Origin of the sequence: Phaeobacter sp. JH20_37 (genome assembly GCF_048056015.1) — a bacterium.
In the GTDB taxonomy this organism is placed as follows: domain Bacteria; phylum Pseudomonadota; class Alphaproteobacteria; order Rhodobacterales; family Rhodobacteraceae; genus Phaeobacter; species Phaeobacter bryozoorum.
In genome coordinates this window covers 172170-192911 of sequence record NZ_JAYMWW010000006.1, presented here as the reverse complement: position 1 = coordinate 192911, position 20742 = coordinate 172170, and the positions used below count along the sequence as shown (strand labels likewise).

Below are 20742 nucleotides of genomic sequence, written 5' to 3'. Positions count from 1 at the left end.
TCAGGCGTCCTGCCATTGGGGCGCGCGCTTTTCGATGAACGCTTCGATCCCTTCTTCGGCGTCTTGCGCCAGCATGTTATCGACCATCACAGCAGAGGCGTAATCGTAGGCATCGGGCAGCGACATCTCGCGCTGGGCGTAATAGGCGCGTTTGCCGGTTGCCAGCGTCATGCTGGATTTTGACGCAATCTTGCGCGCCAACTCCATCGTTACCGTTTGCAACGCGTCAGGTGCCGCGACGCGGTTCACAAGGCCGATCTCGGCGGCCCGTGCGGCGGATGTCATGTCACCCGTCAGCAACATCTCCATCGCGTGTTTGTCTGCGACATTGCGCGACAGGGCCACCATGGGCGTGGAACAGAACAGCCCGATATGAACGCCCGGTGTGCTGAACTGCGCCGCGTCCGCCGCAATGGCCAGATCACAGCTTGCGACCAGCTGGCAGCCTGCGGCCGTTGCGATGCCTGTGACCTCAGCGATGACGGGTTTGGGGCAATTCACGATGCCTTGCATCACGCCTGCGCACATCGCCATGACATGGGCAAAATAGGCTTTACCACCATCTCCGTTCAAACGCCCGGCGGTCATTTCCTTGAGGTCATGGCCTGCACAAAACTCAGGGCCATTGGCCGCCAGGACAATCACCCGCACATTTGGATCGGTCCCGGCGGCTGCAAACGCAGCACCGAGTTCCGCCAGCATCGCCTCGGACAAGGCATTGCGCCGACGCAGGTCATTCAAGGTCAGGCGCAATATTCCGGTCCCGTCCAGAACGCGCAGCAGGATGTCAGATGTGGTCACGGGGGGTATCCCTTATTCGAGCGCTAAAGAATGTTGATTTCGACACTGTCGGCGAGGGTGTTCGCAATAAAGCAGTAGCGGTGCGCGCGGTCCTGCATCTGCGCCAGTTCGGCGTCGCCCACCGTAAAGCCGGTGTCAAAACGCACCACCGGATGCAGATCAATCCGCGTTACCGACATCTGGCCCTTGGGGTTCTTGCCCAGATGGGCCTCGGCGTAATCGTGGTAGCTGGCCACCGGCCAGCCCGCCTTTGCGGCCAGCGCAAGAAAGGTCATCATATGGCAGCTCGACAGCGCCGAGGCGAGGGCCTGTTCGGGGTTTGTGTTCTCCGGGTTTCCGCCCCAATCAGGGGCGGAATCGACCAGCAGGTCATAGCGGTTGTTGTATTGCACGGTGTGCTCGTTCGAATAGGAGCCGGTTTGCAATACGGGCGCTGCGCGCTGCCAGTGCAGCTCAATCGCGAGATCTGACATTTCGGTATTCTTTCATGTAGCAGGACGTTAAGCGGCAGCGATCTGTTTTTTGGGATCATAGAACGGGCGCTCGCAGATTGTTGCGCGGACGGGGCCGGATTTGGTGACGACCTCAACCTGTGCACCGATGTTGGCGTGTTCCGCTGACACCATGGCCAAGGCGATGTTCTGCTCCAAACGCGGGGAATAAACCGCAGAGGTGACCTTGCCGATTGCTTCGCCACTCGAATTGATGTCCCAGAATGTCGTGTTGGGACCCGCAAGAGGATCGCCGTCGATGATCAGGCCGATCTGCTTACGGCTGACACCTTCGTCCCTGATACGGCGCAACGCGGCCTTGCCGATGAAATCAGCCTCCATGTCGAGGTTCACCAACCGGTCAAACCCAAGCTCAAAGGGGTTGGTGCCCATGTCGGCATCCGCGTGATACGACAACATCCCACCTTCGATGCGGCGGATGGAGGATGTGTGGCCGGGCTTGAGGCCAAATTCCAGACCGGCTGCCATAATGGTTTCCCACAGCAGATCGCCTTTGGAACCGTCGCGCAGGTAGATTTCATAGCCCAGCTCGCTGGACCAGCCTGTGCGGGACACGATCAGCGGGATGCCGTTCAGCTCGACTTCGCGCAGCCAGTAGTAGCGCAGGTCCATGATCCCGTCGCCAAACAGCGCGCGCATGATCTCGCCGGATTTGGGGCCTTGCAATTGCAGCGGCGAGACATCCGGCTCACCAATCGTGACATCAAGGCCAGAGTTGACCGCAACCCCCTGCGCCCAAAGAAGAATGTCGCTATCAGCAAGAGAGATCCAGAAATGGTTCTCGGCAAGACGCAGCAGGACCGGATCGTTCAGAATGCCGCCGTCGGCATTGGTGATCAGGATGTATTTGCACTGGCCGACCGCCATCTTCGACAGATCGCGGCAGGTCAGCATCTGGGTGAATTTCGCCGCGTCAGGACCGGTGATTTCAACCTGCCGTTCAACGGCCACATCACAGAGTATCGCGTCATTCACGAGGTTCCAGAAGTTCTGCTCGGGATCACCGAAATCGCGCGGGATATACATGTGGTTGTAGACGGAGAACCCCTTCGCGCCCCAACGCACTGTCGCGTCAAAATAGGGCGACTTGCGGATCTGTGTGCCGAAACCGAAATCATCTGCTTGCATTGGAACTACCTCCCGTTTTGTCCCCGACCGCTTTGATCGGAGACTGTCAAAACCTTTGCGAGATGTAGTCCAGGAGAGGCGGCGAAAGTGGTCCGAAGATTATCACTTCTCAGACCATTCAGGCCGTTTGGGGGGCCATATCAGGACCGATTGGGCCAGAGCGGCAATTTCGGATTTGCAGCGGCCAATTTCGAGAGGTTCGGCAAAGCTGATTTCACTTGGCGCGTGGCAAAATGGGTCATGTAGCGGTCAATGCCGAGGTCTTCGGCATGGAAATCTTCCATCAGGTCTTGAAACGCGGCGAGGCTGGGGCTGATGATCTTCATGATGTAATCGACCCCACCACCGGTGGCGATGCAATCAATGATCTCATCCCGGCTGTCGAGAAAAGCTTCAAAGCGCTCAAAATCAGCCTTTCGATGACGGCTGAGGGAAACCGTCACAATCACCTGCGCGAAATCTGCGAGCCGCTCCAGCGCGATATCGGCATGATAGCCGCGAATGTATCCGCCCGCTTTCAACCGGGTCAGCCGCGCCCAGCAGGGGGTCGCGGAAAGACCGCTCAGCTCTGCCAGCTTGGCCTTGCTCAACTGCCCATGCTGCTGGAGCGCGCTGAGAATGCGGATGTCTGCTGCATCAAGGGCAAGTCTCTTCATTCGCTCTGGTCTTTCTTTGTGTGGAAGCACGGTCATATGACCGACGATCACATGCTAGATTAGGATATCCCTACCTGAAAGCCCTCCGTCAGCTCAGTGGCTTTGCGACCGAAATGAGCGCGACCACGTCCAGCTGATCGGCGTTGTCCGCCAATAGGGGGCATATCTCCGTTTGATATCAGCATGTCGCGGGTAGACGTTTCGCAACGGCAGAGCAGGCCGACCCGGAGCAGAAAAAGGTTTCGAGCCGCAGCCGGATCTCGGTTGCATAACATCCGATCGCAGACTGGACGCTGGACAGGATTTGCAGAGAGGAGAGTCTTGCAAGACAACATAGCCTCTGGCCGCTTCGGACGCTTTGTTGCGTTCCAGCAGGGGGGACGGGCGCCAGCTCCGAATGTCGCTATCTATACACTGCTGAGCCTGACGGTTGCGGCTGTTGTATTGGATTGCGGGACTGGTGAGGCTAGGGGGATCCCCGCCCAGTGCAGACCGGACGGGGCTTTGTTCAATCGTTGATATCGTGGTCGAAGTGTTTCACCTGGCCTTTGGGGCCCTTGAAGAAGTGGCGCAAGACCAGCCAGGCGATCAGCGAGAGGGTGGCGTAGATCAGCAGCAGCACCGGCAGGGTGATGCTGCCTGCGGGGGTGGCGACCAGCAGCAGGGCCACCAGCACCGCGCCGACGGCAAAGCCGAGGAACATGAAGCCCGGCGCCAGCACCTCGACGATGGCGAGGCCGATGGCAATCGCGATCCAGACCCACCAGACCGAGAGCAGGGCCGTCATTTTCCGGCCCCTTTCAGCATGTTGAAGGCGTTGCCGAAGGCCTCAATCGCATTGGCGGGCACCAGGATGGTCTGTTTGCCTTCCCCTGCGCCAAGGGCATTGAGCGCCTCGACCTGTTTCAGGGCCACCTGATATTGCGCGGCCTCCAGACCGTTTTCGGCAATGGCTTTGGCGACTACCCCGGTGGCATAGGCCTCGGCATCGGCCTGAATGCGGCGGGCCTTGGCGATCTGCTCGGCGGCGTAGAGCTCGGCGTCGGCGGCCAGTTCCACCGCGCGTTTCTGGCCCTCGGCCTTGGTCACCTCGGCGCGGCGGGCGCGCTCGGCGTTGAGCTGCTGCAGCATGGCGTCGCGGGTGGCCTGATCGAGGTTCACGTCGAGGATCTCGGCGCGGGTCACTTCGATGCCCCAGTCGTCAACGGCGCTTTCGACCAGATGCTGGATCTGACCGATCAGCTGCGAGCGGTTCGACTGCACCTCATCCAGGTCCATCTTGCCGATCTCGGCGCGCACGATGCCGGCCACGGTGGTGGCAATGGCGCCGTCAACGTCGCGGATCCGATAGACGGTCTTTTCCGGTTCCAGAATGCGGTAGAACACCGAGGTGTCGATCTGCACCAGCACGTTGTCCTTGGTGATGGCGTCCTGGCTGGCGTTGGGCAGCTGGCGTTCCAGGATCGAGACCTTATGGGCGACGGAGTCGAGCAGCGGGACGATGAAGTTGATGCCGGGGCCAAGCACCGCATGCAGGCGGCCAAAGCGTTCGACCACGTATTTTTCGGACTGCGGTACGATGCGGACGCCCTTGAGGATCAGGATGATCAGGAAGATCGCGCCCAGGATATAGATGATGTTCTGCGTCAGCAGGCTCAGCAGGAGTTCTTCGGTCATTATGCCTCGCAATAAATTTGTATGCTATGGTATGCAGTTGGGGGTCGTGGACCCGGGATTCAAGCGTGGGGGGACGGCGCCCCGTTCCTCTTCTCTATGGCGTGTGCGGTGGTGGCAGGCAAGGGGAACGGCCCCGCCTGCGGCGCATCCGTGGCGTGCGGGGTGGGGGCTGGCTAGGGCTGCCGGGGCTTTGGCGCGGGCTGCGGTCATGCAGGCTTGAAAACCGCGCCGGGATAAGGCACATCCGGCAGGCTCTGCCGGTATGGTCCCGGATCGCGGCGGAGCAGGGTTCAGGTGGCAGATGATCCCGTAGGAAATTCCCCGCAGCGGCGGGACCACGCACAAGACAGCCCAAGGAAGAGAACATGGCGCCGAAAATCTCATTTGACCTGAAAGCCACCGATGGCAAGGCCCGCACCGGTGTCATCAATACGCCGCGCGGCGAGATCCGCACGCCTGCGTTCATGCCCGTGGGCACGGCCGCAACGGTGAAGGCAATGCTGCCGGAGAGCGTGCGTGCGACCGGGGCGGATATCCTGCTGGGCAATACCTATCATCTGATGCTGCGCCCCACGGCAGAGCGGATCGACCGTCTGGGCGGCTTGCACAAATTCATGAACTGGGAGCGGCCGATCCTGACGGACTCGGGCGGGTTTCAGGTTATGTCGCTGGCGGGTCTGCGCAAGCTGACGGAAAAGGGTGTGACCTTCAAAAGCCATATCGACGGATCCAAACATGAGCTGACGCCGGAACGGTCGATGGAAATCCAGCGCCTGCTCGGTTCGGACATCGTGATGTGTTTCGACGAATGTCCGGCGCTGCCTGCGGACCGCGACCGGATCGCCGAGTCGATGCGCCTGTCGATGCGTTGGGCGGAGCGCTCGCGCGAGGCCTTTGGCGACCGTCCGGGCCATGCGCTGTTCGGCATTATGCAGGGCGGGCTGGAGCAGGATCTGCGCGAAGAAAGCGCCGAGGCGCTGAAGAAGATCGGATTCGAGGGCTATGCGGTTGGCGGCCTGGCAGTGGGCGAGGGGCAGGAGGCGATGTTTGACTGTCTTGATTATGCGCCCGGTTTCCTGCCTGAGGACAAGCCGCGCTATCTGATGGGGGTGGGCAAGCCTGATGATATCGTCGGTGCGGTGGCCCGTGGTATCGACATGATGGACTGCGTGCTGCCATCGCGCTCTGGCCGCACGGGGCAAGCGTTTACCCGCTATGGTGTGGTCAATATCAAGAACGCCCGCCACCAGGATGACCCACGCCCGCTGGATGAGCAGTGCAGCTGCCCGGCGTGTTCGAACTATTCGCGCGCCTATCTGCACCATGTGTTCCGCAGCAACGAGATGATTTCGGGGATGCTGCTGACCTGGCATAACCTGCATTACTTCCAGGAAATCATGGGCGGCATGCGGGAGGCGATTGCTGCGGGCACCTTCGAGGCCTGGCAGAAGGATTTCCACGACACCCGTGCCGAAGGCGATATTGAGCCATTGTAGGGGCCAGCAAGGGGGATGCGCCCGGATTATCGAAAACTTGAGCGAATGTTCATCGGCGGGTCCTGCCCTGAACACGTTTGCGCCACAAATCAGCGGTGATCTGTCAATCAGGCACTGATGACCAACGTGGAGAGATCCGATGAATGAGACGGCTTCAACTGGACTTGCGCATTGTTCGCTGATGATTTTGCTGGCGGCGGGCGTTGCTGTTTTTGCGCTTTTGGACCATGGCGGATCCTATGGGGAGCAGCCGGGGTCGCTGGCGCACCTGACGTCGGCCGCGCAGCGGTAAGGATTGCCGGAGCGCGACTGCACCCAAGGAAACGGCCTGATGTCGTGCGCTTTTTGCTGCGATCTTTGGTAGGGATGATCCCGGTCCGCGTTCACCGGTTATGAAGACCTCGCTGCTAGATTCCGCCAAAACGGGAAGGGTCGCGATGAGCTGGTTTCAGGCATGGGGGAGCGTGGTGCTGCTGGGCGGCCTTGTGGCTGCCTCTGGCGCTGTGGCGCAGTCGGATCAGGCAGCTAAGGCGCCGGGGTCGCTGGCCGAGGCCTCAAGCTTTTTCAAGGCACCACCGCTTGATGGCTGCCGGATCACATTTGACGATCTGATCAAGGGCGGCTCCAAAGCGCTGCGGGGCCAGTGGTTTGTGCAGAAGGGGCCGGGGGAGACCGGGCTGCCGGTTGGCGGCCGCGTCGATATGCAACCGCTGCCGCAGCGCGCGGGTGAGGTGCTGACACTGAGATTTCGCAATGGCCGTCTGGTGGCGGATTCTGCCGTGTCTGGGGTGATCCCCATCGGCGTGCTGGACCGGGCGCCACCTGAGCCGGGCACGGGGCTGAGGGCCGAAAGCGTTGGCCGCGGCGATCTGGCGGATGGTGCGGAGGTCTTCCTCGATGAGCTGGGCATGGGGCGGCTGCCCTGCGGGGTGGAGCAGATGCTGCAACTGAGGCTGCAATCAGAACGCGACACCGGCACCGGAGACGTTTTGCGGCAGGATATCCGTCTGTACCTGATTGATCAGACCCGGATGAGCGGCACCTACCGCGAAACCGGACCGGGTGGGCGGCTGGAACGCGGGGTGATCACCCTGATGCGGCGCTGATGCTGCGGGTCAGGTCATCGGCGGAGGCTGCCGCGCGCGGCCTTCACCATTTGCTCACCCTAGCTGCATTTGCGCCCTTGTGGTCCGGGCGCGCTGCGGGCAATGTGACACCAAACATTGAGGCACGGCGGTTGAAATCCCAACACCGCTGCACCAGATAAACAGCCAATGAGGAGACGCGCCGAAGCTGCCGATAATCGGGGCGGGGGCGTCTTGCCAAACCAAAGGACCGAGTATGCAAGAGCCACTCAATTCATCCTACCCCGTCCTGCCGCTGCGCGATATCGTTGTGTTCCCGCATATGATCGTGCCGCTGTTCGTCGGGCGGGAAAAATCGGTGCGTGCCCTGGAAGAGGTGATGACCGACGACAAGCAGATCCTGCTGTCCAGTCAGATCGACCCGGCGGAAGATGATCCGCAATCCGATGGCATCTACAGTGTCGGCGTGCTGGCCAATGTGCTGCAGCTGCTGAAACTGCCCGACGGCACCGTGAAGGTGCTGGTCGAAGGTCATGCGCGGGTGAAAATCACCGAATATCTGGACAACGACAACTTCTTTGAAGCGCGCGCTGAGTATCTCAGCGAGATTCCCGGCGATGTCACCACCGTGGAGGCGCTGCTGCGCACCGTCGGCGATGAGTTCGAGCGTTATGCCAAGGTCCGCAAGAACATCCCGGAAGAGGCGCTGAGCGCCGTTGGCGAGACCACGGAACCGGCCAAGCTGGCCGATCTGGTCGCCGGTCATCTGGGGATCGAGGTCGACAACAAACAGGATCTTCTCGAAACCCTGTCGGTGAGCGAACGTCTGGAGAAGGTCTATGGCCTGATGCAGGGCGAGCTGTCGGTGCTGCAGGTCGAGAAGAAGATCAAGACCCGCGTCAAATCCCAGATGGAGAAGACCCAGCGCGAATATTATCTGAATGAGCAGATGAAGGCCATTCAGAAGGAGCTGGGCGACAGCGAGGACGGTTCTAACGAAGTCGCCGAGCTGGAAGCCAAGATTGCCGAGACCAAACTCTCCAAAGAGGCGCGCGAAAAGGCCGAGGCCGAGCTGAAGAAGCTCAAGAACATGTCGCCGATGTCGGCGGAAGCCACGGTTGTGCGCAACTATCTGGACTGGATTCTGGCCCTGCCCTGGGGCACCAAATCGCGTGTGAAGAAAGACCTGAGCCGGGCGCAGGATATTCTGGACGCCGATCACTACGGGCTTGAGAAGGTCAAGGAACGTATCGTCGAATATCTCGCGGTGCAGCAGCGCTCGGCCAAGCTGAAGGGGCCGATCCTCTGCCTTGTTGGCCCTCCGGGTGTCGGCAAGACCTCGCTGGGCAAATCGGTGGCCAAGGCAACCGGTCGCGAGTTCATCCGCATTTCGCTGGGTGGCGTGCGCGACGAGTCCGAGATCCGCGGTCACCGCCGGACCTATATCGGCTCCATGCCCGGTAAGATCATTCAGGCGCTGAAGAAGGCCAAGACCACCAACCCGCTGATCCTGCTCGATGAAATCGACAAGATGGGGCAGGATTTCCGGGGTGATCCGGCGTCGGCGATGCTGGAGGTGCTGGACCCGGAACAGAACGCGACCTTCATGGACCACTATTTGGAAGTGGAATATGACCTGTCGAACGTGATGTTCCTGACCACCTCGAACAGCTACAACATGCCGGGGCCGCTGCTGGACCGGATGGAGATCATTCCGCTGTCCGGTTACACCGAGGATGAAAAGCGTGAGATCGCCAAGCAGCACCTGATTTCCAAGCAGGTGAAGAACCACGGTCTGAAGGCCAAGGAATTCGAGCTCACCGATGAGGCGCTGACCGAGATCATCCGCACCTATACCCGTGAGGCGGGGGTGCGGAATCTGGAGCGTGAGATCGCCAAGGTGGCGCGGAAATCGCTGACCAAGATCGTCAAGAAAGAGGCGGAGAGCGTTTCTGTCACGCCTGAGAATCTGGATGAATTCCTTGGGGTTGCGAAGTATCGCTATGGTCTCGCCGAGAAGGAAGATCAGGTCGGTGTTGTCACCGGTCTTGCCTATACTTCGGTCGGGGGTGAGCTGCTGAGCATCGAGGCGCTGCGCCTGCCGGGCAAGGGTCGGATGAAGACCACCGGCAAGCTGGGCGATGTGATGAAAGAGTCGATCGAGGCGGCTTCAAGCTATGTCCGCTCGATTTCGCCGCAGCTTGGAGTGAAGCCGCCGAAATTCGACAAGCTGGACATCCACGTCCACGTGCCGGATGGCGCAACGCCGAAGGACGGCCCAAGCGCGGGTCTGGCCATGGTGACGGCGATTGTCTCGGTGCTGACTGGGATCCCGGTCCGCAAGGATATCGCCATGACCGGCGAGGTGACGCTGCGCGGCAATGCGACCGCGATTGGCGGTCTGAAGGAGAAACTGCTGGCCGCGCTGCGCGGTGGTATCAAGACGGTGCTGATCCCGCAGGAGAATGAGAAAGACCTACCGGATATCCCGGATAACGTGAAGGAGGGGCTGGAGATCATCCCCGTCAGCCACGTCTCCGAGGTGCTGAAACACGCGCTGACAGATACGCCCGAACCCATCGAATGGGATGAGGCGGCAGAAGAGGCCGCCGCCGCTGCCAAGGCAGCATTGGGTGTTCCCGAGGATGGCGCCAGCGCCACCGCGCATTGATCCAGGCCACGGGTGCTGCCCCTAAGCTGTTGAGATCAATCCGCAATAGGTAACAATAGATGGGCGTCCCTTATCCGGGGCGCCCATCTGCCTTATGTCCTGTGAGATGCGTTTGCGACCTTCTTGAAGCAGGCGACCTGTCGGTTCGTCGACGGTGGGAAGAGGAAGAAATAGATCAGTTCGCCGCATTGTTGGGCCGCTTGATTGTCGCAACAGGGGATACGCTGGCCTGATACGACAGGGCGACGAGAAACCGGTTGTTGGCCGGTCCGCCGGGCGGTGGCTCTGGCGGAGACGCAGGCGCGGGCCGTGTCATTGGCGGGTGATATCGTCATAATCGCCAAGTCGCAGATAGGCGTATTCACGGTAGAGTTTGATCGTCGGGCGCAGTCCGAAGAGGACGGATCCTACCAGAAACAGCCATGTGCCGGGGGTGACGGTTGCGTCGTTGAAGAACAGGATTGAACCTATCACAAACAGCACCGCAGCGGAGACATCGACCATCGTGTAGGCGATTTCACAATAGGCGTAGATCTTCTTGTGGCGGTCGCTGCGATTGCGATTGTCGGGGTGGAACAGGGCCATCATGTCCTCCGTCGGTCTGTGTCGGCTGCTTTTACCCTAACGCGCGGGGGGAGGATTGGTTCAAAGGAGATCTTCATAGCGGCAGTCAGTGACCCTCAGGGGTTCCCCGCAGGTCTCGCAAGAAAAAGGGCGACCGCAAAGGGTCGCCCAAATCAGGTTTTATTATTGTTTTCCCGAGGTTTCGGGTTCTTCCGTCTGGCGCCCGCTCTTATTCGGCGGGCTTGATCCAAGGCGCTGCATTGGGCAGCGCATCTTGGATGTTCGGGGCGGGCGACAGGGTCGCGATGCCGGGTCAGGCCGCTTTGGGCGCCATTTTTGCCTGCACGGTGGCGATGGCCACGGCGTCGGGGCTAACGTCATCGGCGGTGGCCTGCTTCAGGATTGCCGCCATGGTGACCTCCAGCGCCTCAAGCCGTTCGGCCACAAAGCTGTTGCGGTTGCCGATTTTCAGGATCTCGGTGGCGACATTGATAATGCCGCCGCCATTGGCCACGAAATCGGGCGCGTAGAGGATGCCGCGTTTGTGCAGTGCGGCTGCATCCTCGGCCGAGGCCAGCTGATTGTTGGCACCGCCTGCGACCAGGGCAACCTTCAGCTGCGGAATGGTTTCGTTGTTGAGGATGCCGCCGATCGCGCAGGGGGCAAAGATATCGGCCTCCACCGCGTAGATCTCATCGGGGGCGACAGCCGTGGCGCCAAAGGCGGCAACTGCACGTTCAACCTGTGTGCTGTTTACATCGGTGACGATCAGCTCGGCACCGGCCTTGTTGAGAAAATCGCAGAGATACCAGCCGACATGGCCCAGGCCCTGAACCGAAACAACCCGGTTTCTGAGGTCGATCTGGCCGGTCTTATGCGCCCAGGCGGTGCGGATCGCATTGAAGATGCCGCGCGCCGTGATGGGTGAGGGGTCACCGGAGGCATATTCACCATCGGCAAGCCCGGCGACGGAGCTGGTTTCCTCGGCCAGGATGGCCATGTCCGCGGGGCTCATGCCCATATCCTCGGCGGTGATGTAACGCCCGTCCAGGCTGTCGATGGCGCGGGCAAAGGCGCGCAGCAGCTCCGGGGTTTTCTGGGTGGCGGGATCGCCCATGATTACCGCCTTGCCGCCGCCAAGCGCGAGGCCTGCTGCGGCGTTTTTGTAGGTCATGCCTTCGCTCAGGCGTTTGACATCGGTCAGCGCGTCATCGGCGCTGGCGTAGGGACGCATCCGCAGCCCGCCGGCCGCCGGGCCAAGCAAGGTGGAATGCACGGCGATAAAACCGGTGAGACCAACCGAGGCATCCTCGACGCGGTAGATTTCTTCATGTGTCGAGGTGGCGACGGGGGTGATTGTGGCTGTCATCTTTGGATTGCTCCTCCATTTCACCGCAGAATACCGCCACGCAACCGCCGGTTTCCTCCAAAATACGTCGCAGTTATTGATGCTGTTGGTGGTTTTCCCTAATATCTGGCCAATATTAGGGGGAAACACGTGGATAAGATTGATCGCAGGATTCTGGCCGCCCTGCAGGAGAACGGTCGGATGAAGATCGCCGAGCTGGCGGAGAGAGTCGGCCTCTCTGCGACGCCCTGTGCGCGGCGGGTCGCCAATCTGGAGGACAGCGGCGTGATTTCGGGCTATTCGGCGCGGGTCGATCAGGCCGAGGTTGGCCTGCCGGTCACCATCTTTGTCGCGGTGGAGCTGGAACGCCAGTCCAGCGAAGGGTTGCAGGCCTTTGAGGCAGCGGTGCGGCGGTTCGATCAGGTGATGGAATGTTATCTGATGACCGGGAGCCGCGATATTCTGCTGCGGGTCGTGGCGCAGGATCTGACCGATTTCGATCAGTTTCTGGAGCATCGTCTGATGCGGGTCCCCGGCATTCGCAACACCCGGTCCAGTTTCACCCTGCGCACGATGATCTGCCGCAATGTGCTGCCGCTGGAGTAGGAGGGGGCAGCGCCCGTGCGGCGCAAAAATCGCAGCGCAGCGGGATTTTTCATCACCCCCCTCTTGCAGCGACGCGCGACCGGCGGTATGACCGCCGCCAAGGGTGATTAGCTCAGTGGTAGAGCGCTTCGTTCACATCGAAGATGTCAGGAGTTCAAATCTCTTATCACCCACCATCCTCCTTTTGCAGTGCCGATTAGCTGACCTCTGCGTCTTGTGGTGCGGACGTGGTGTCGCGTTTCGCGCTTGGTTCTTCTCAGGCCGGAGAAACCTGTCTAGATGTTTAGGCAAGGGCCGGAGGGTCGGGCATCAACGAGGGCGGGCATGGACTATCCGAAGATCTGGTTTCTGCGGCATGGGCAGACGGAATGGAACGCCGAAGGGCGCATTCAGGGACAGCTGGAATCGCGGCTGAGCCCGCTGGGGATTGAGCATGCACAGCAGCAGGCGGGGCTGATGGCGCCGATTTTGGCACAGGGACCTGCCTGCTATGTCTCGCCGCTGGGGCGGGCGCAGCAGACGGCGCAGATCGCGCTTGGCGGTCAGCCCTATGTCACGGACGCCCGGCTGGCCGAGGCGCAGGCCGGCGTGTTTCAGGGCATGACCCGTGCCGAGGTCGCGGCTGAATACCCGGATATCTACGCCGCCAACCCGCTTAATCTGGATTTGTTCTGTGCGGCGCCACAGGGCGAGGGCTTTGCTGCGTTTCAGGCCCGGATCACGGATTTCCTGACCGGGCTGAGTGAGCCGACCGTTGTGGTGGCGCATGGGCTGTGGGGGCAGGTCCTGCGCGGGGTGATCTGCGGCTTGTCGCGCGCGGAAATGGCCGCCTTGCCCAATGAACAGGGCTGCATCTACGAGTTGTCGCAGGGCATGGAGCGGGTGCTGCGCTAGGGGCGGGAATTTTTTCGCAGATTTTTGCGATTTGCCTCTTGCGCAGAGCGCGCGCATTCTCTAAATCCGCGCTCACCGGGTCGTTAGCTCAGTTGGTAGAGCGCTTCGTTTACACCGAAGATGTCGGGAGTTCGAGCCTCTCACGACCCACCATTCCCCCTTTGAATTCCATATCAATAAGCTCTGCCAGCGCCAAAGTTGCGATGCATATGGTTTCGCAGTAGGCTCATGTCGCTCCTTCGGCGCATTTCCCGCCGGAGGGGAGTTTTTTTACCGAGTATATGACGTGGAGTTTATGTCGTGAAATATTTTGCAATCCTTTCAGTCGTGGTCTCTGTCCTGTTCTGTCTGCCCGCAGCGGGGCAGGCCGGATCCTATAAACCAATCAAGACCGAGGCGGAGTTTCTCGCTCTTGTCGGTGGCAAGACCCTCAGCGCCGATTGGGGCAGTATGCAGATCCTGCCCAACGGGAAAATCAAGGGAAAAACCAACCAGGGCAAGCTGGTTGGCGCCTGGCAGTGGAATGGCGCCCTGTGGTGCCGCAATGTCCGCATCGGCAAGCAGCCGGAGCGGGGGACGGACTGCCAGAAAATCGGTGTCTCTGGAAATCAGATGCAGTTTATCCGCGAGCAGGGCCGGGGCGCGGCCGGTGTCATGGTGATCTCCAACTGATCAGGACTAACCGGTGGCGCGGCTCTGGTACGGCGCGCCATCGGTGCTGTCTGCGGCACCTTGCGGCTGGATGGCGCTGTTGTTGTCGCCGCGTGGCTCCGTGATCCGCGGATCTGAGGTTGGCTGTGATTTTCCTGATCGATTATCCCTGGTGTCCGGCGGGACGCCAGATGGGAATTTCGGAAAAACAATGGGTTAGGCGGTAATTTGGCGGTGGCTTTGTTTTTTTTCACGGAAACCGGAGAAAATGCCAAAACACCGCTTGACGATCCCTCGGTGCTGCGAATATTACAGCCCAACATTCAGCGGCGACGTTGGATGGAACAGCAAGCGGTTGTAGCTCAGTTGGTTAGAGTACCGGCCTGTCACGCCGGGGGTCGCGGGTTCGAGCCCCGTCAACCGCGCCACTGCTGTCCGCCCAGGATCCGGGTTAAGGGATCCAGATGAAAGTAAATGCGCGGTTGTAGCTCAGTTGGTTAGAGTACCGGCCTGTCACGCCGGGGGTCGCGGGTTCGAGCCCCGTCAACCGCGCCACTTTCATACGATGCCCTGTCGTTCAGGGTCCGCCCCGGAGGGGATATATAGGTCAGGCTGCTGCCTGATTTGCCGAAAGGCCCATGCGCGGTTGTAGCTCAGTTGGTTAGAGTACCGGCCTGTCACGCCGGGGGTCGCGGGTTCGAGCCCCGTCAACCGCGCCACTTTCTTCCCTAAATTTGTGGATGAACGCTCCCTGCTTTGGCGGGGTTTTTGCGTTTTGTGGCGTGGCGTTACGGTGATTGCCCTGTCGAGATGTGGTGCGCGCCGGAGCGCACACCACTGGTGATCTTACGCTTTGGTCAGCGCGTCCAGCACGCGTGCCCAGGAGCGGATGCCCTTGTGGAAGCTTTCCAGATCGTATTTCTCATTTGGGGAGTGGATGGCGTCATCTTCATTGGCAAAGCCGATCAGCATCGCATCCATACCGAGGATGGATTTGAAGAAGCCGGCAATGGGGATCGAGCCGCCCATGCCGCAGAATACGGCTTCGCGGTTCCATTCATCCGACAGCGCACCGCGGGCGGCTTCGAATTCGGGGCGGGCGATATTCATCACCGAGGCACGCGAGCCCTCCAGATCATTGTCCCAGACCACCTTGCAGTCAGGCTTCAGCCGGTCTTCGACATGTTTGCGGATCTTCAGGCGCAGCGCATCCGGGTCCATGTCGCCGACCAGACGGCAGGTGATCTTGCAATGCGCCTCAGACGGGATCACGGTTTTGGAGCCGGCACCGTTGTAGCCACCCCAGAGGCCGTTCACCTCCAGCGTTGGGCGGGCCCATTGCTGTTCCAGAACCGAGCGGTCCTTTTCCCCGTGGGCCTGAGTATAGCCTGCGTTGGAGAGATAGTCCTTTTCATCAAAGCCGCAGCCTTCCCACTGGCGCAGCTGCTCTTCCGGCACCTCATGTACGCCCTCATAGAAGCCCTCAACCGCGACCTTGCCGGTGTCTTCGTCATAGAAGGACGCGACGATGCGGCTGATTTCGCGCAGCGGGTTGAGGCCGGGGCCGCCGTAATGGCCGGAATGCAGGTCGATGCGCGGGCCGATCAGGGTGAACTCATCCTTCAGCATGCCGCGCAGCTGCGAGGAAATCGACGGCACCCCGCGCGACACCATCGAGGTGTCGCAGATCAGCGCCAGATCCGCTTTCAGCTCGGCTGCGTGCTGTTCCATGAAGGGCACGAGAGAGGGCGAGCCGCTCTCTTCCTCGCCCTCAAAGAAGAAGGTGATACGGCAGGGCAGGGTGCCTTTGACCGCCTGCCAGGCGCGGCAGGCTTCGACAAAGGTCATCAGCTGGCCCTTGTCATCCGAGGCGCCACGGCCGCGAATGACGGTGCCGCGCGCGGTCTCTTCCAGCTGCGGCTCAAACGGGGGAGTGGTCCAGAGGTTCAGCGGATCCACCGGCTGCACGTCGTAATGGCCGTAGAACAGCACATGCGGCAGCGCCTCATCCTGAGGGCCGACGTGACCCACCACCATCGGGTGGCCGGGAGTGACGCGCTTTGCCGCCTCGATGCCGATGGATTGCAGATCCGCCACCAGCCAATCGGCAGCCTTGTCGCATTCGGCCTTATAGGCGGGATCGGTTGAGATCGACTGGATGCGCAGCAAATCCATCAGCCGCTGCGTCGCGGCATCAAGGTCGCTGTCAATCCGGTTCAGGACGTCGTTCAAGGACATGGTCAGGGGGCTCCTGCAATTGATGATTGGCTCGCCGCGAAGCCTAACAGTGCCCGTCGGCAGGGGCCAGAGGCCGCCCACCTGTGATGTGCCAGTGATAAGCCTGTGATATGCGTCGGTTTGTAGCGTCAAACGGGCGTTACAATTCTTGCTGCCGTCGGCGCAAAGGTCTATTTGACCTGCATCAAGGCTGGACCGGCCCCTTCACCGTATTTGATTGATCAAACGGAGGGATCGGGTTATTTATTCGGTAACGTGAATATATCAGCCCGACCACAGCTCGCGCCAGATCCGCTGGTGCCAACTATGCCATGGAGATGCCGGTGGACTATACCGCGAAACTCGACCAAGCGATTGCTCAGCTTCACACCGAAGGTCGCTACCGGACATTTATTGATATCGAACGGCAGAACGGTCAGTTTCCACATGCGGTTTGGACCCGTCCCGACGGCAGCAAACAGGACATAACGGTCTGGTGCGGCAACGATTATCTGGGCATGGGTCAGCACCCGGTTGTGCTGGAGGCAATGCATGGGGCCATTGATGCCACCGGTGCAGGCTCCGGCGGCACCCGCAATATTTCGGGCACCACGGTCTATCACAAACAGCTGGAAGCCGAGCTGGCGGACCTGCATCAGAAAGAGGCGGCGCTGCTGTTCACCTCGGCCTATATCGCCAATGATGCCACGCTGAGCACGCTGCCCAAGCTGTTTCCCGGTCTGATCATCTTTTCCGATGCGCTGAACCACGCCTCGATGATCGAAGGTGTGCGGCGCAATGGCGGGGCCAAGCGCATCTTCCGCCACAATGATGTTGCGCATCTGCGGGAGCTGCTGGCAGCGGCGGATCCTGCTGCACCCAAGCTCATCGCCTTTGAATCGGTCTATTCCATGGATGGCGACTTTGGCCCGATTGCCGAGATCTGCGACCTGGCTGATGAATTTGGCGCGCTCACCTATATCGACGAAGTTCATGCGGTTGGCATGTATGGCGCGCGCGGTGGCGGTGTGACCGAACGCGACGGGCTGATCGATCGCATCGACATTGTGAACGGAACCCTGGCCAAGGCCTTTGGCGTGATGGGCGGCTATATCGCCGCATCGGAAAAAATGTGCGATGCCATAAGATCTTATGCGCCGGGCTTCATCTTTACCACGTCGCTGGCCCCGGCGGTAGCGGCAGGGGCGGCGGCCTCGGTTGCCCATCTGAAGACGGCGCCGGAACTGCGCGAACAGCACCAGTTGCAGGCACGGATCCTGAAGATGCGGCTGAAGGGGCTTGGCCTGCCGATCATCGACCATGGCAGCCATATCGTGCCGGTGATCGTCGGCAACCCGGTCCATACCCAGAAGCTGAGCGACATGCTGTTGTCGGATCACGGGATCTATGTGCAGCCGATCAACTTCCCGACAGTGCCGCGCGGCACCGAGCGGCTGCGCTTTACCCCATCCCCGGTACATGGTCCCAAAGAGATTGACGCCCTGGTCAAGGCAATGGATGGGCTCTGGTCGCATTGTGCGCTGAATCGTGCCGAAATGGCGGGCTGAATCATAGCGCTGTGTCAAAATGGTAAGATTGTGGTAGTATGACCATAATCAAAGGGCGCAGGCGAATCGCATTCCGCGGATCCATGACGTCCTGAATGTCGAATGCGGCAGGCTAAAATGGGACAGCAGGCATGATCGGGCGCCTTACTCAGCGCAAATCGAAGACGCACGACGAATCGCCAAGGCCTCGCAGCTTTGATGATTACGAGCTTCGGTTGGGTGACATTATGCGCGGTGAACGGGCCACGATGGGCAAGTCGCTGCTGGATGTCCAACGTGAGCTGCGGATCAAAGCCTCCTACATCGCCGCGATTGAGAATTCTGACCCGACTGTCTTTGACACGCCGGGTTTTATTGCGGGTTACGTGCGCTCTTATGCGCGCTATCTCAATATGGATCCCGACACCACATTTGACGTCTTCTGCCAGGAAAGCGGTTTCCAGGTGGCCCATGGCATGTCCGCCGAGGCATCAGTGCGCAAATCCGCCGGGAAACCGATTGCAACCGGCATGGGTGGGCTGCGCAGCGATGCCTTCACCTCTCCCAATACTCCCTTCGTACCCGCAGCCAGCAGCGTCTTCAGCCAGATCGAGCTGCGCGCGGTGGGGTCGCTTGCGGTGCTGGTGGCGCTGATCGGCGGCATTGGCTACGGCGGTTGGGCGGTTCTGAAAGAGGTCCAGCAGGTGCAGATGGCGCCGGTGGATCAGACCCCCATCGTGCTGGCCGATCTGGATCCGCTGGCCGGGGCTGCCCGCGAGGGGGATGCCCAGAACGAAGATCCCGCACTTGAGGCGCTGGATCGGCTCTATCGCCCGCAGGCGCTAGACGTGCCGGTCATGGTGCCGCGCGACGGCCCGATCGCGACGCTTGATCCACGCGGCTTCGGCAATTTTGTCATGCCGGAGCTGCCCTCGGTTGCGCTGGCAGATGCCAGCCTCAGCACGGCAGCACCGCTGCCCGCCATGCCGCAGGTCGTGGAAGAGACCGCGCCCGCGCTGCAGATGGTCGCCGTGCGCCCGTCCTGGGTTCAGGTCACTGCCGTGGATGGCAGCGTGATCTTTGAAACCATCATGGAGCCGGGTCAGCATTTCGAAATTCCCGCCACCGAAGAGGCACCGCTGCTGCGCACCGGCGAGAGCGGAGCGATTTACTTCGCAGTGAACGGCGCCCATTACGGACCGGTCGGCGAACGGGGGCAGGTGACGAAGAACGTCGTGCTGTCCTCCGATGCGCTCACCGAACGGTTTGCGCTGGCCGATCTGAGCGAGGATCGCAACAGCGCACTGGCCACGCTGGTCGCTGAATTGCAGGCCAGCAGCCTCACCGTTCCCGTGACCGAGACCACCGGCGAATAGGCCCCGTCCGGCCCGGATGTTTCCACCCGGGGCGTCGGACCTGCCTTTGCCGTACAGCTGACCTTTCTGAGCCCGGGCCTCCCTCATGGGCCACGCGTGGTGATTGCGACATCTGGCCTGCGACCTTCAGGATTGCCTGCCTCCCATTGAAGCTGCGCGAGACTGCGCGTATCTATGCCCGGAACCCTGAACAGCGCGGACCGGACCTCATGTCGATCAACCACATTCGCCCCTGGCGCCACATCGAACGCCGCAAAAGCCGCCAGATCCATGTCGGCAATGTGCCTGTGGGTGGCGATGCGCCGATTGCGGTGCAGACGATGACCAATACGCTGACCACGGATGTTGCGGCGACGGTGGCCCAGGTGCAGGCCGCAGCGGAGGCTGGCGCCGATATCGTCCGGGTCTCGGTCCCGGATGAGGCCTCCTCCAAGGCACTAAAGGAAATCGTTCGCGAAAGCCCGGTGCCCATCGTTGCCGATATCCATTTCCACTACAAACGCGGTATCGAGGCCGCCGAAGCTGGCGCTGCCTGCCTGCGCATCAACCCAGGCAACATCGGCGATGAAAAACGCGTGGCCGAAGTGATCCGCGCGGCTCGCGACCACAATTGTTCGATCCGCATCGGCGTCAATGCCGGTTCGCTGGAAAAACACCTCCTCGACAAATACGGCGAACCTTGCCCGGTGGCGATGGTGGAGAGCGGTCTCGATCACATCCGTATCCTTCAGGATCACGATTTTCACGAGTTCAAGATCTCGGTCAAAGCCTCCGACGTTTTCATGTCCGCCGCCGCCTATCAGCAGCTGGCCGAGGCAACCGATGCGCCGATCCACCTTGGCATCACCGAGGCCGGGGGCTTTGTCTCCGGCACCATCAAATCCGCCATCGGCCTTGGCCAGCTGTTGTGGATGGGCATCGGTGACACGCTGCGGGTTAGCCTCTCCGCCGATCCGGTGGAAGAGGTGAAAGTGGGCTTTGAAATCCTGAAATCCCTCGGCCTGCGCCACCGTGGCGTCAATATCATCTCCTGTCCCAGCTGCGCGCGGCAGGGGTTTGACGTGATCAAGACGGTGGAGGCGCTCGAAAAGCGCCTGGAACATGTGAAGACCCCGATGAGCCTCAGCATCATCGGCTGTGTGGTGAATGGCCCGGGCGAGGCGTTGATGACAGACGTGGGTTTCACCGGCGGCGGCGCGGGATCCGGCATGGTTTATCTGGCCGGCAAGGCCAGCCACAAGATGTCCAATGATCAGATGGTGGATCACATCGTCGAAGAGGTAGAGAAAAAGGCGGCTCAGCTGGATGCAGAGGCCGCCGCGGCGGAATAGATCCGCGACCACAAACTGACAACGAGATGAGCAAAAGGGCGCTATGATGACATCAGCGCCCTTTTCTCGTGTCTGTTTCGCCCGTCATCTTTCCCGAAATACTCCGGGGGTCTGGGGGCTGGCCCCCAGTGTGACCTGTGTCTGGGGGCCAGCCCCCAGTCCGCCCTGCATATAGGGGGCAA

At 60.7% G+C, this 20742-nt stretch carries 18 protein-coding genes and 5 tRNA genes; 14 read left to right on the top strand and 9 right to left on the bottom strand.

Going from position 1 to position 20742, the window contains the following annotated elements:
• The 6 genes from VWZ87_RS03110 to VWZ87_RS03085 all read right to left on the bottom strand — a co-directional run bounded on the left by VWZ87_RS03110 (position 1) and on the right by VWZ87_RS03085 (position 4774).
• Entirely contained in the window at positions 1–801 is an 801-nt protein-coding gene (locus tag VWZ87_RS03110) for an enoyl-CoA hydratase (RefSeq protein ID WP_416536884.1), read from the bottom strand.
• A gap of 23 nt (positions 802–824) precedes the next feature.
• On the bottom strand, positions 825–1274 hold the full coding sequence (locus VWZ87_RS03105) for an OsmC family protein (protein ID WP_416535163.1): 450 nt from the start codon (positions 1272–1274) through the stop codon (positions 825–827).
• A 27-nt stretch (positions 1275–1301) separates the two neighbouring features.
• Complete coding sequence (locus VWZ87_RS03100) at positions 1302–2441, bottom strand: glycine cleavage T C-terminal barrel domain-containing protein (RefSeq protein ID WP_416535162.1); 1140 nt, start codon at positions 2439–2441, stop codon at positions 1302–1304.
• A 140-nt stretch (positions 2442–2581) separates the two neighbouring features.
• Positions 2582–3097 (bottom strand): Lrp/AsnC family transcriptional regulator, encoded by a 516-nt coding sequence (locus VWZ87_RS03095; protein ID WP_416535161.1) that lies wholly within the window; start codon positions 3095–3097, stop codon positions 2582–2584.
• A 508-nt stretch (positions 3098–3605) separates the two neighbouring features.
• Positions 3606–3884: an NfeD family protein gene (locus VWZ87_RS03090; protein ID WP_340545934.1), complete on the bottom strand. Its 279-nt coding sequence runs from the start codon at positions 3882–3884 to the stop codon at positions 3606–3608.
• Positions 3881–4774 carry an SPFH domain-containing protein gene (locus VWZ87_RS03085; protein ID WP_340545933.1) on the bottom strand — a complete coding sequence of 298 codons (894 nt, stop codon included), beginning with the start codon at positions 4772–4774 and terminating at the stop codon, positions 3881–3883. Before VWZ87_RS03085 ends, VWZ87_RS03090 begins: the two co-directional genes overlap by 4 nt.
• Before the next feature lie 365 nt (positions 4775–5139).
• On the opposite strand from VWZ87_RS03085, the gene tgt reads away from it, so the two are divergent.
• The 3 genes from tgt to lon all read left to right on the top strand — a co-directional run bounded on the left by tgt (position 5140) and on the right by lon (position 10026).
• Positions 5140–6270, top strand: a complete 1131-nt coding sequence (gene tgt / locus VWZ87_RS03080) for a tRNA guanosine(34) transglycosylase Tgt (RefSeq protein WP_340545932.1) — start codon at positions 5140–5142, stop codon at positions 6268–6270.
• Between the two features lie 437 nt (positions 6271–6707).
• Positions 6708–7376, top strand: a complete 669-nt coding sequence (locus tag VWZ87_RS03075) for a hypothetical protein (protein ID WP_416535160.1) — start codon at positions 6708–6710, stop codon at positions 7374–7376.
• 235 nt (positions 7377–7611) lie between these two features.
• A complete protein-coding gene (lon, locus tag VWZ87_RS03070) occupies positions 7612–10026 on the top strand; it encodes an endopeptidase La (protein ID WP_416535159.1) in 2415 nt (804 codons plus the stop codon).
• 312 nt (positions 10027–10338) lie between these two features.
• Here lon and VWZ87_RS03065 read toward each other — a convergent pair whose 3' ends face one another.
• Both VWZ87_RS03065 and VWZ87_RS03060 read right to left on the bottom strand, forming a co-directional pair.
• Positions 10339–10614 carry a YrhK family protein gene (locus tag VWZ87_RS03065; RefSeq protein WP_416547664.1) on the bottom strand — a complete coding sequence of 92 codons (276 nt, stop codon included), beginning with the start codon at positions 10612–10614 and terminating at the stop codon, positions 10339–10341.
• 289 nt (positions 10615–10903) lie between these two features.
• Positions 10904–11959, bottom strand: coding sequence for a Leu/Phe/Val dehydrogenase (locus VWZ87_RS03060; protein WP_340545928.1), 1056 nt, complete (start codon positions 11957–11959; stop codon positions 10904–10906).
• 129 nt (positions 11960–12088) lie between these two features.
• Between VWZ87_RS03060 and VWZ87_RS03055 the strand changes: the two genes are divergently transcribed.
• The 8 genes from VWZ87_RS03055 to VWZ87_RS03020 all read left to right on the top strand — a co-directional run bounded on the left by VWZ87_RS03055 (position 12089) and on the right by VWZ87_RS03020 (position 14808).
• The gene (locus VWZ87_RS03055) at positions 12089–12544 is read left to right on the top strand and encodes an Lrp/AsnC family transcriptional regulator (protein WP_340545927.1); all 456 of its coding nucleotides are present in this window, start codon (positions 12089–12091) and stop codon (positions 12542–12544) included.
• A 101-nt stretch (positions 12545–12645) separates the two neighbouring features.
• A tRNA-Val gene (locus tag VWZ87_RS03050) sits at positions 12646–12720 on the top strand.
• A gap of 148 nt (positions 12721–12868) precedes the next feature.
• Positions 12869–13438 (top strand): histidine phosphatase family protein, encoded by a 570-nt coding sequence (locus tag VWZ87_RS03045; protein WP_416536883.1) that lies wholly within the window; start codon positions 12869–12871, stop codon positions 13436–13438.
• Positions 13439–13515: 77 nt separating this feature from the next.
• Positions 13516–13591: transfer RNA gene (locus VWZ87_RS03040), tRNA-Val, on the top strand.
• A gap of 147 nt (positions 13592–13738) precedes the next feature.
• A complete protein-coding gene (locus tag VWZ87_RS03035; protein ID WP_416535157.1) occupies positions 13739–14110 on the top strand; it encodes a hypothetical protein in 372 nt (123 codons plus the stop codon).
• 330 nt (positions 14111–14440) lie between these two features.
• Positions 14441–14517, top strand: a tRNA-Asp gene (locus tag VWZ87_RS03030).
• 50 nt (positions 14518–14567) lie between these two features.
• Positions 14568–14644 (top strand) — tRNA-Asp (locus tag VWZ87_RS03025).
• An 87-nt stretch (positions 14645–14731) separates the two neighbouring features.
• Positions 14732–14808: transfer RNA gene (locus VWZ87_RS03020), tRNA-Asp, on the top strand.
• A 127-nt stretch (positions 14809–14935) separates the two neighbouring features.
• Here VWZ87_RS03020 and VWZ87_RS03015 read toward each other — a convergent pair.
• Positions 14936–16327 carry a M20/M25/M40 family metallo-hydrolase gene (locus VWZ87_RS03015; protein ID WP_416535156.1) on the bottom strand — a complete coding sequence of 464 codons (1392 nt, stop codon included), beginning with the start codon at positions 16325–16327 and terminating at the stop codon, positions 14936–14938.
• A gap of 323 nt (positions 16328–16650) precedes the next feature.
• Here VWZ87_RS03015 and hemA point away from each other — a divergent pair, with 323 nt between their 5' ends.
• From hemA to ispG, 3 genes are all read left to right on the top strand, one after another.
• Positions 16651–17874: a 5-aminolevulinate synthase gene (gene hemA, locus VWZ87_RS03010; RefSeq protein WP_340545923.1), complete on the top strand. Its 1224-nt coding sequence runs from the start codon at positions 16651–16653 to the stop codon at positions 17872–17874.
• A 131-nt stretch (positions 17875–18005) separates the two neighbouring features.
• Positions 18006–19229, top strand: a complete 1224-nt coding sequence (locus VWZ87_RS03005) for a helix-turn-helix domain-containing protein (RefSeq protein WP_416535155.1) — start codon at positions 18006–18008, stop codon at positions 19227–19229.
• A 209-nt stretch (positions 19230–19438) separates the two neighbouring features.
• Entirely contained in the window at positions 19439–20560 is a 1122-nt protein-coding gene (ispG, locus tag VWZ87_RS03000) for a flavodoxin-dependent (E)-4-hydroxy-3-methylbut-2-enyl-diphosphate synthase (RefSeq protein WP_416535154.1), read from the top strand.
• The last annotated feature ends 182 nt before the right edge of the window (positions 20561–20742 follow it).

Bases quoted from the DNA above. Each gene is read 5' to 3' on its own strand.
- VWZ87_RS03105 (WP_416535163.1), bottom strand. From the start codon at position 1,274: ATGTCAGATCTCGCGATTGAGCTGCACTGGCAGCGCGCAGCGCCCGTA.
- VWZ87_RS03100 (WP_416535162.1), bottom strand. From the start codon at position 2,441: ATGCAAGCAGATGATTTCGGTTTCGGCACACAGATCCGCAAGTCGCCC.
- VWZ87_RS03095 (WP_416535161.1), bottom strand. From the start codon at position 3,097: ATGAAGAGACTTGCCCTTGATGCAGCAGACATCCGCATTCTCAGCGCG.
- VWZ87_RS03090 (WP_340545934.1), bottom strand. From the start codon at position 3,884: ATGACGGCCCTGCTCTCGGTCTGGTGGGTCTGGATCGCGATTGCCATC.
- VWZ87_RS03085 (WP_340545933.1), bottom strand. From the start codon at position 4,774: ATGACCGAAGAACTCCTGCTGAGCCTGCTGACGCAGAACATCATCTAT.
- tgt (WP_340545932.1), top strand. From the start codon at position 5,140: ATGGCGCCGAAAATCTCATTTGACCTGAAAGCCACCGATGGCAAGGCC.
- VWZ87_RS03075 (WP_416535160.1), top strand. From the start codon at position 6,708: ATGAGCTGGTTTCAGGCATGGGGGAGCGTGGTGCTGCTGGGCGGCCTT.
- lon (WP_416535159.1), top strand. From the start codon at position 7,612: ATGCAAGAGCCACTCAATTCATCCTACCCCGTCCTGCCGCTGCGCGAT.
- VWZ87_RS03065 (WP_416547664.1), bottom strand. From the start codon at position 10,614: ATGATGGCCCTGTTCCACCCCGACAATCGCAATCGCAGCGACCGCCAC.
- VWZ87_RS03060 (WP_340545928.1), bottom strand. From the start codon at position 11,959: ATGACAGCCACAATCACCCCCGTCGCCACCTCGACACATGAAGAAATC.
- VWZ87_RS03045 (WP_416536883.1), top strand. From the start codon at position 12,869: ATGGACTATCCGAAGATCTGGTTTCTGCGGCATGGGCAGACGGAATGG.
- VWZ87_RS03015 (WP_416535156.1), bottom strand. From the start codon at position 16,327: ATGTCCTTGAACGACGTCCTGAACCGGATTGACAGCGACCTTGATGCC.
- VWZ87_RS03005 (WP_416535155.1), top strand. From the start codon at position 18,006: ATGATCGGGCGCCTTACTCAGCGCAAATCGAAGACGCACGACGAATCG.
- ispG (WP_416535154.1), top strand. From the start codon at position 19,439: ATGTCGATCAACCACATTCGCCCCTGGCGCCACATCGAACGCCGCAAA.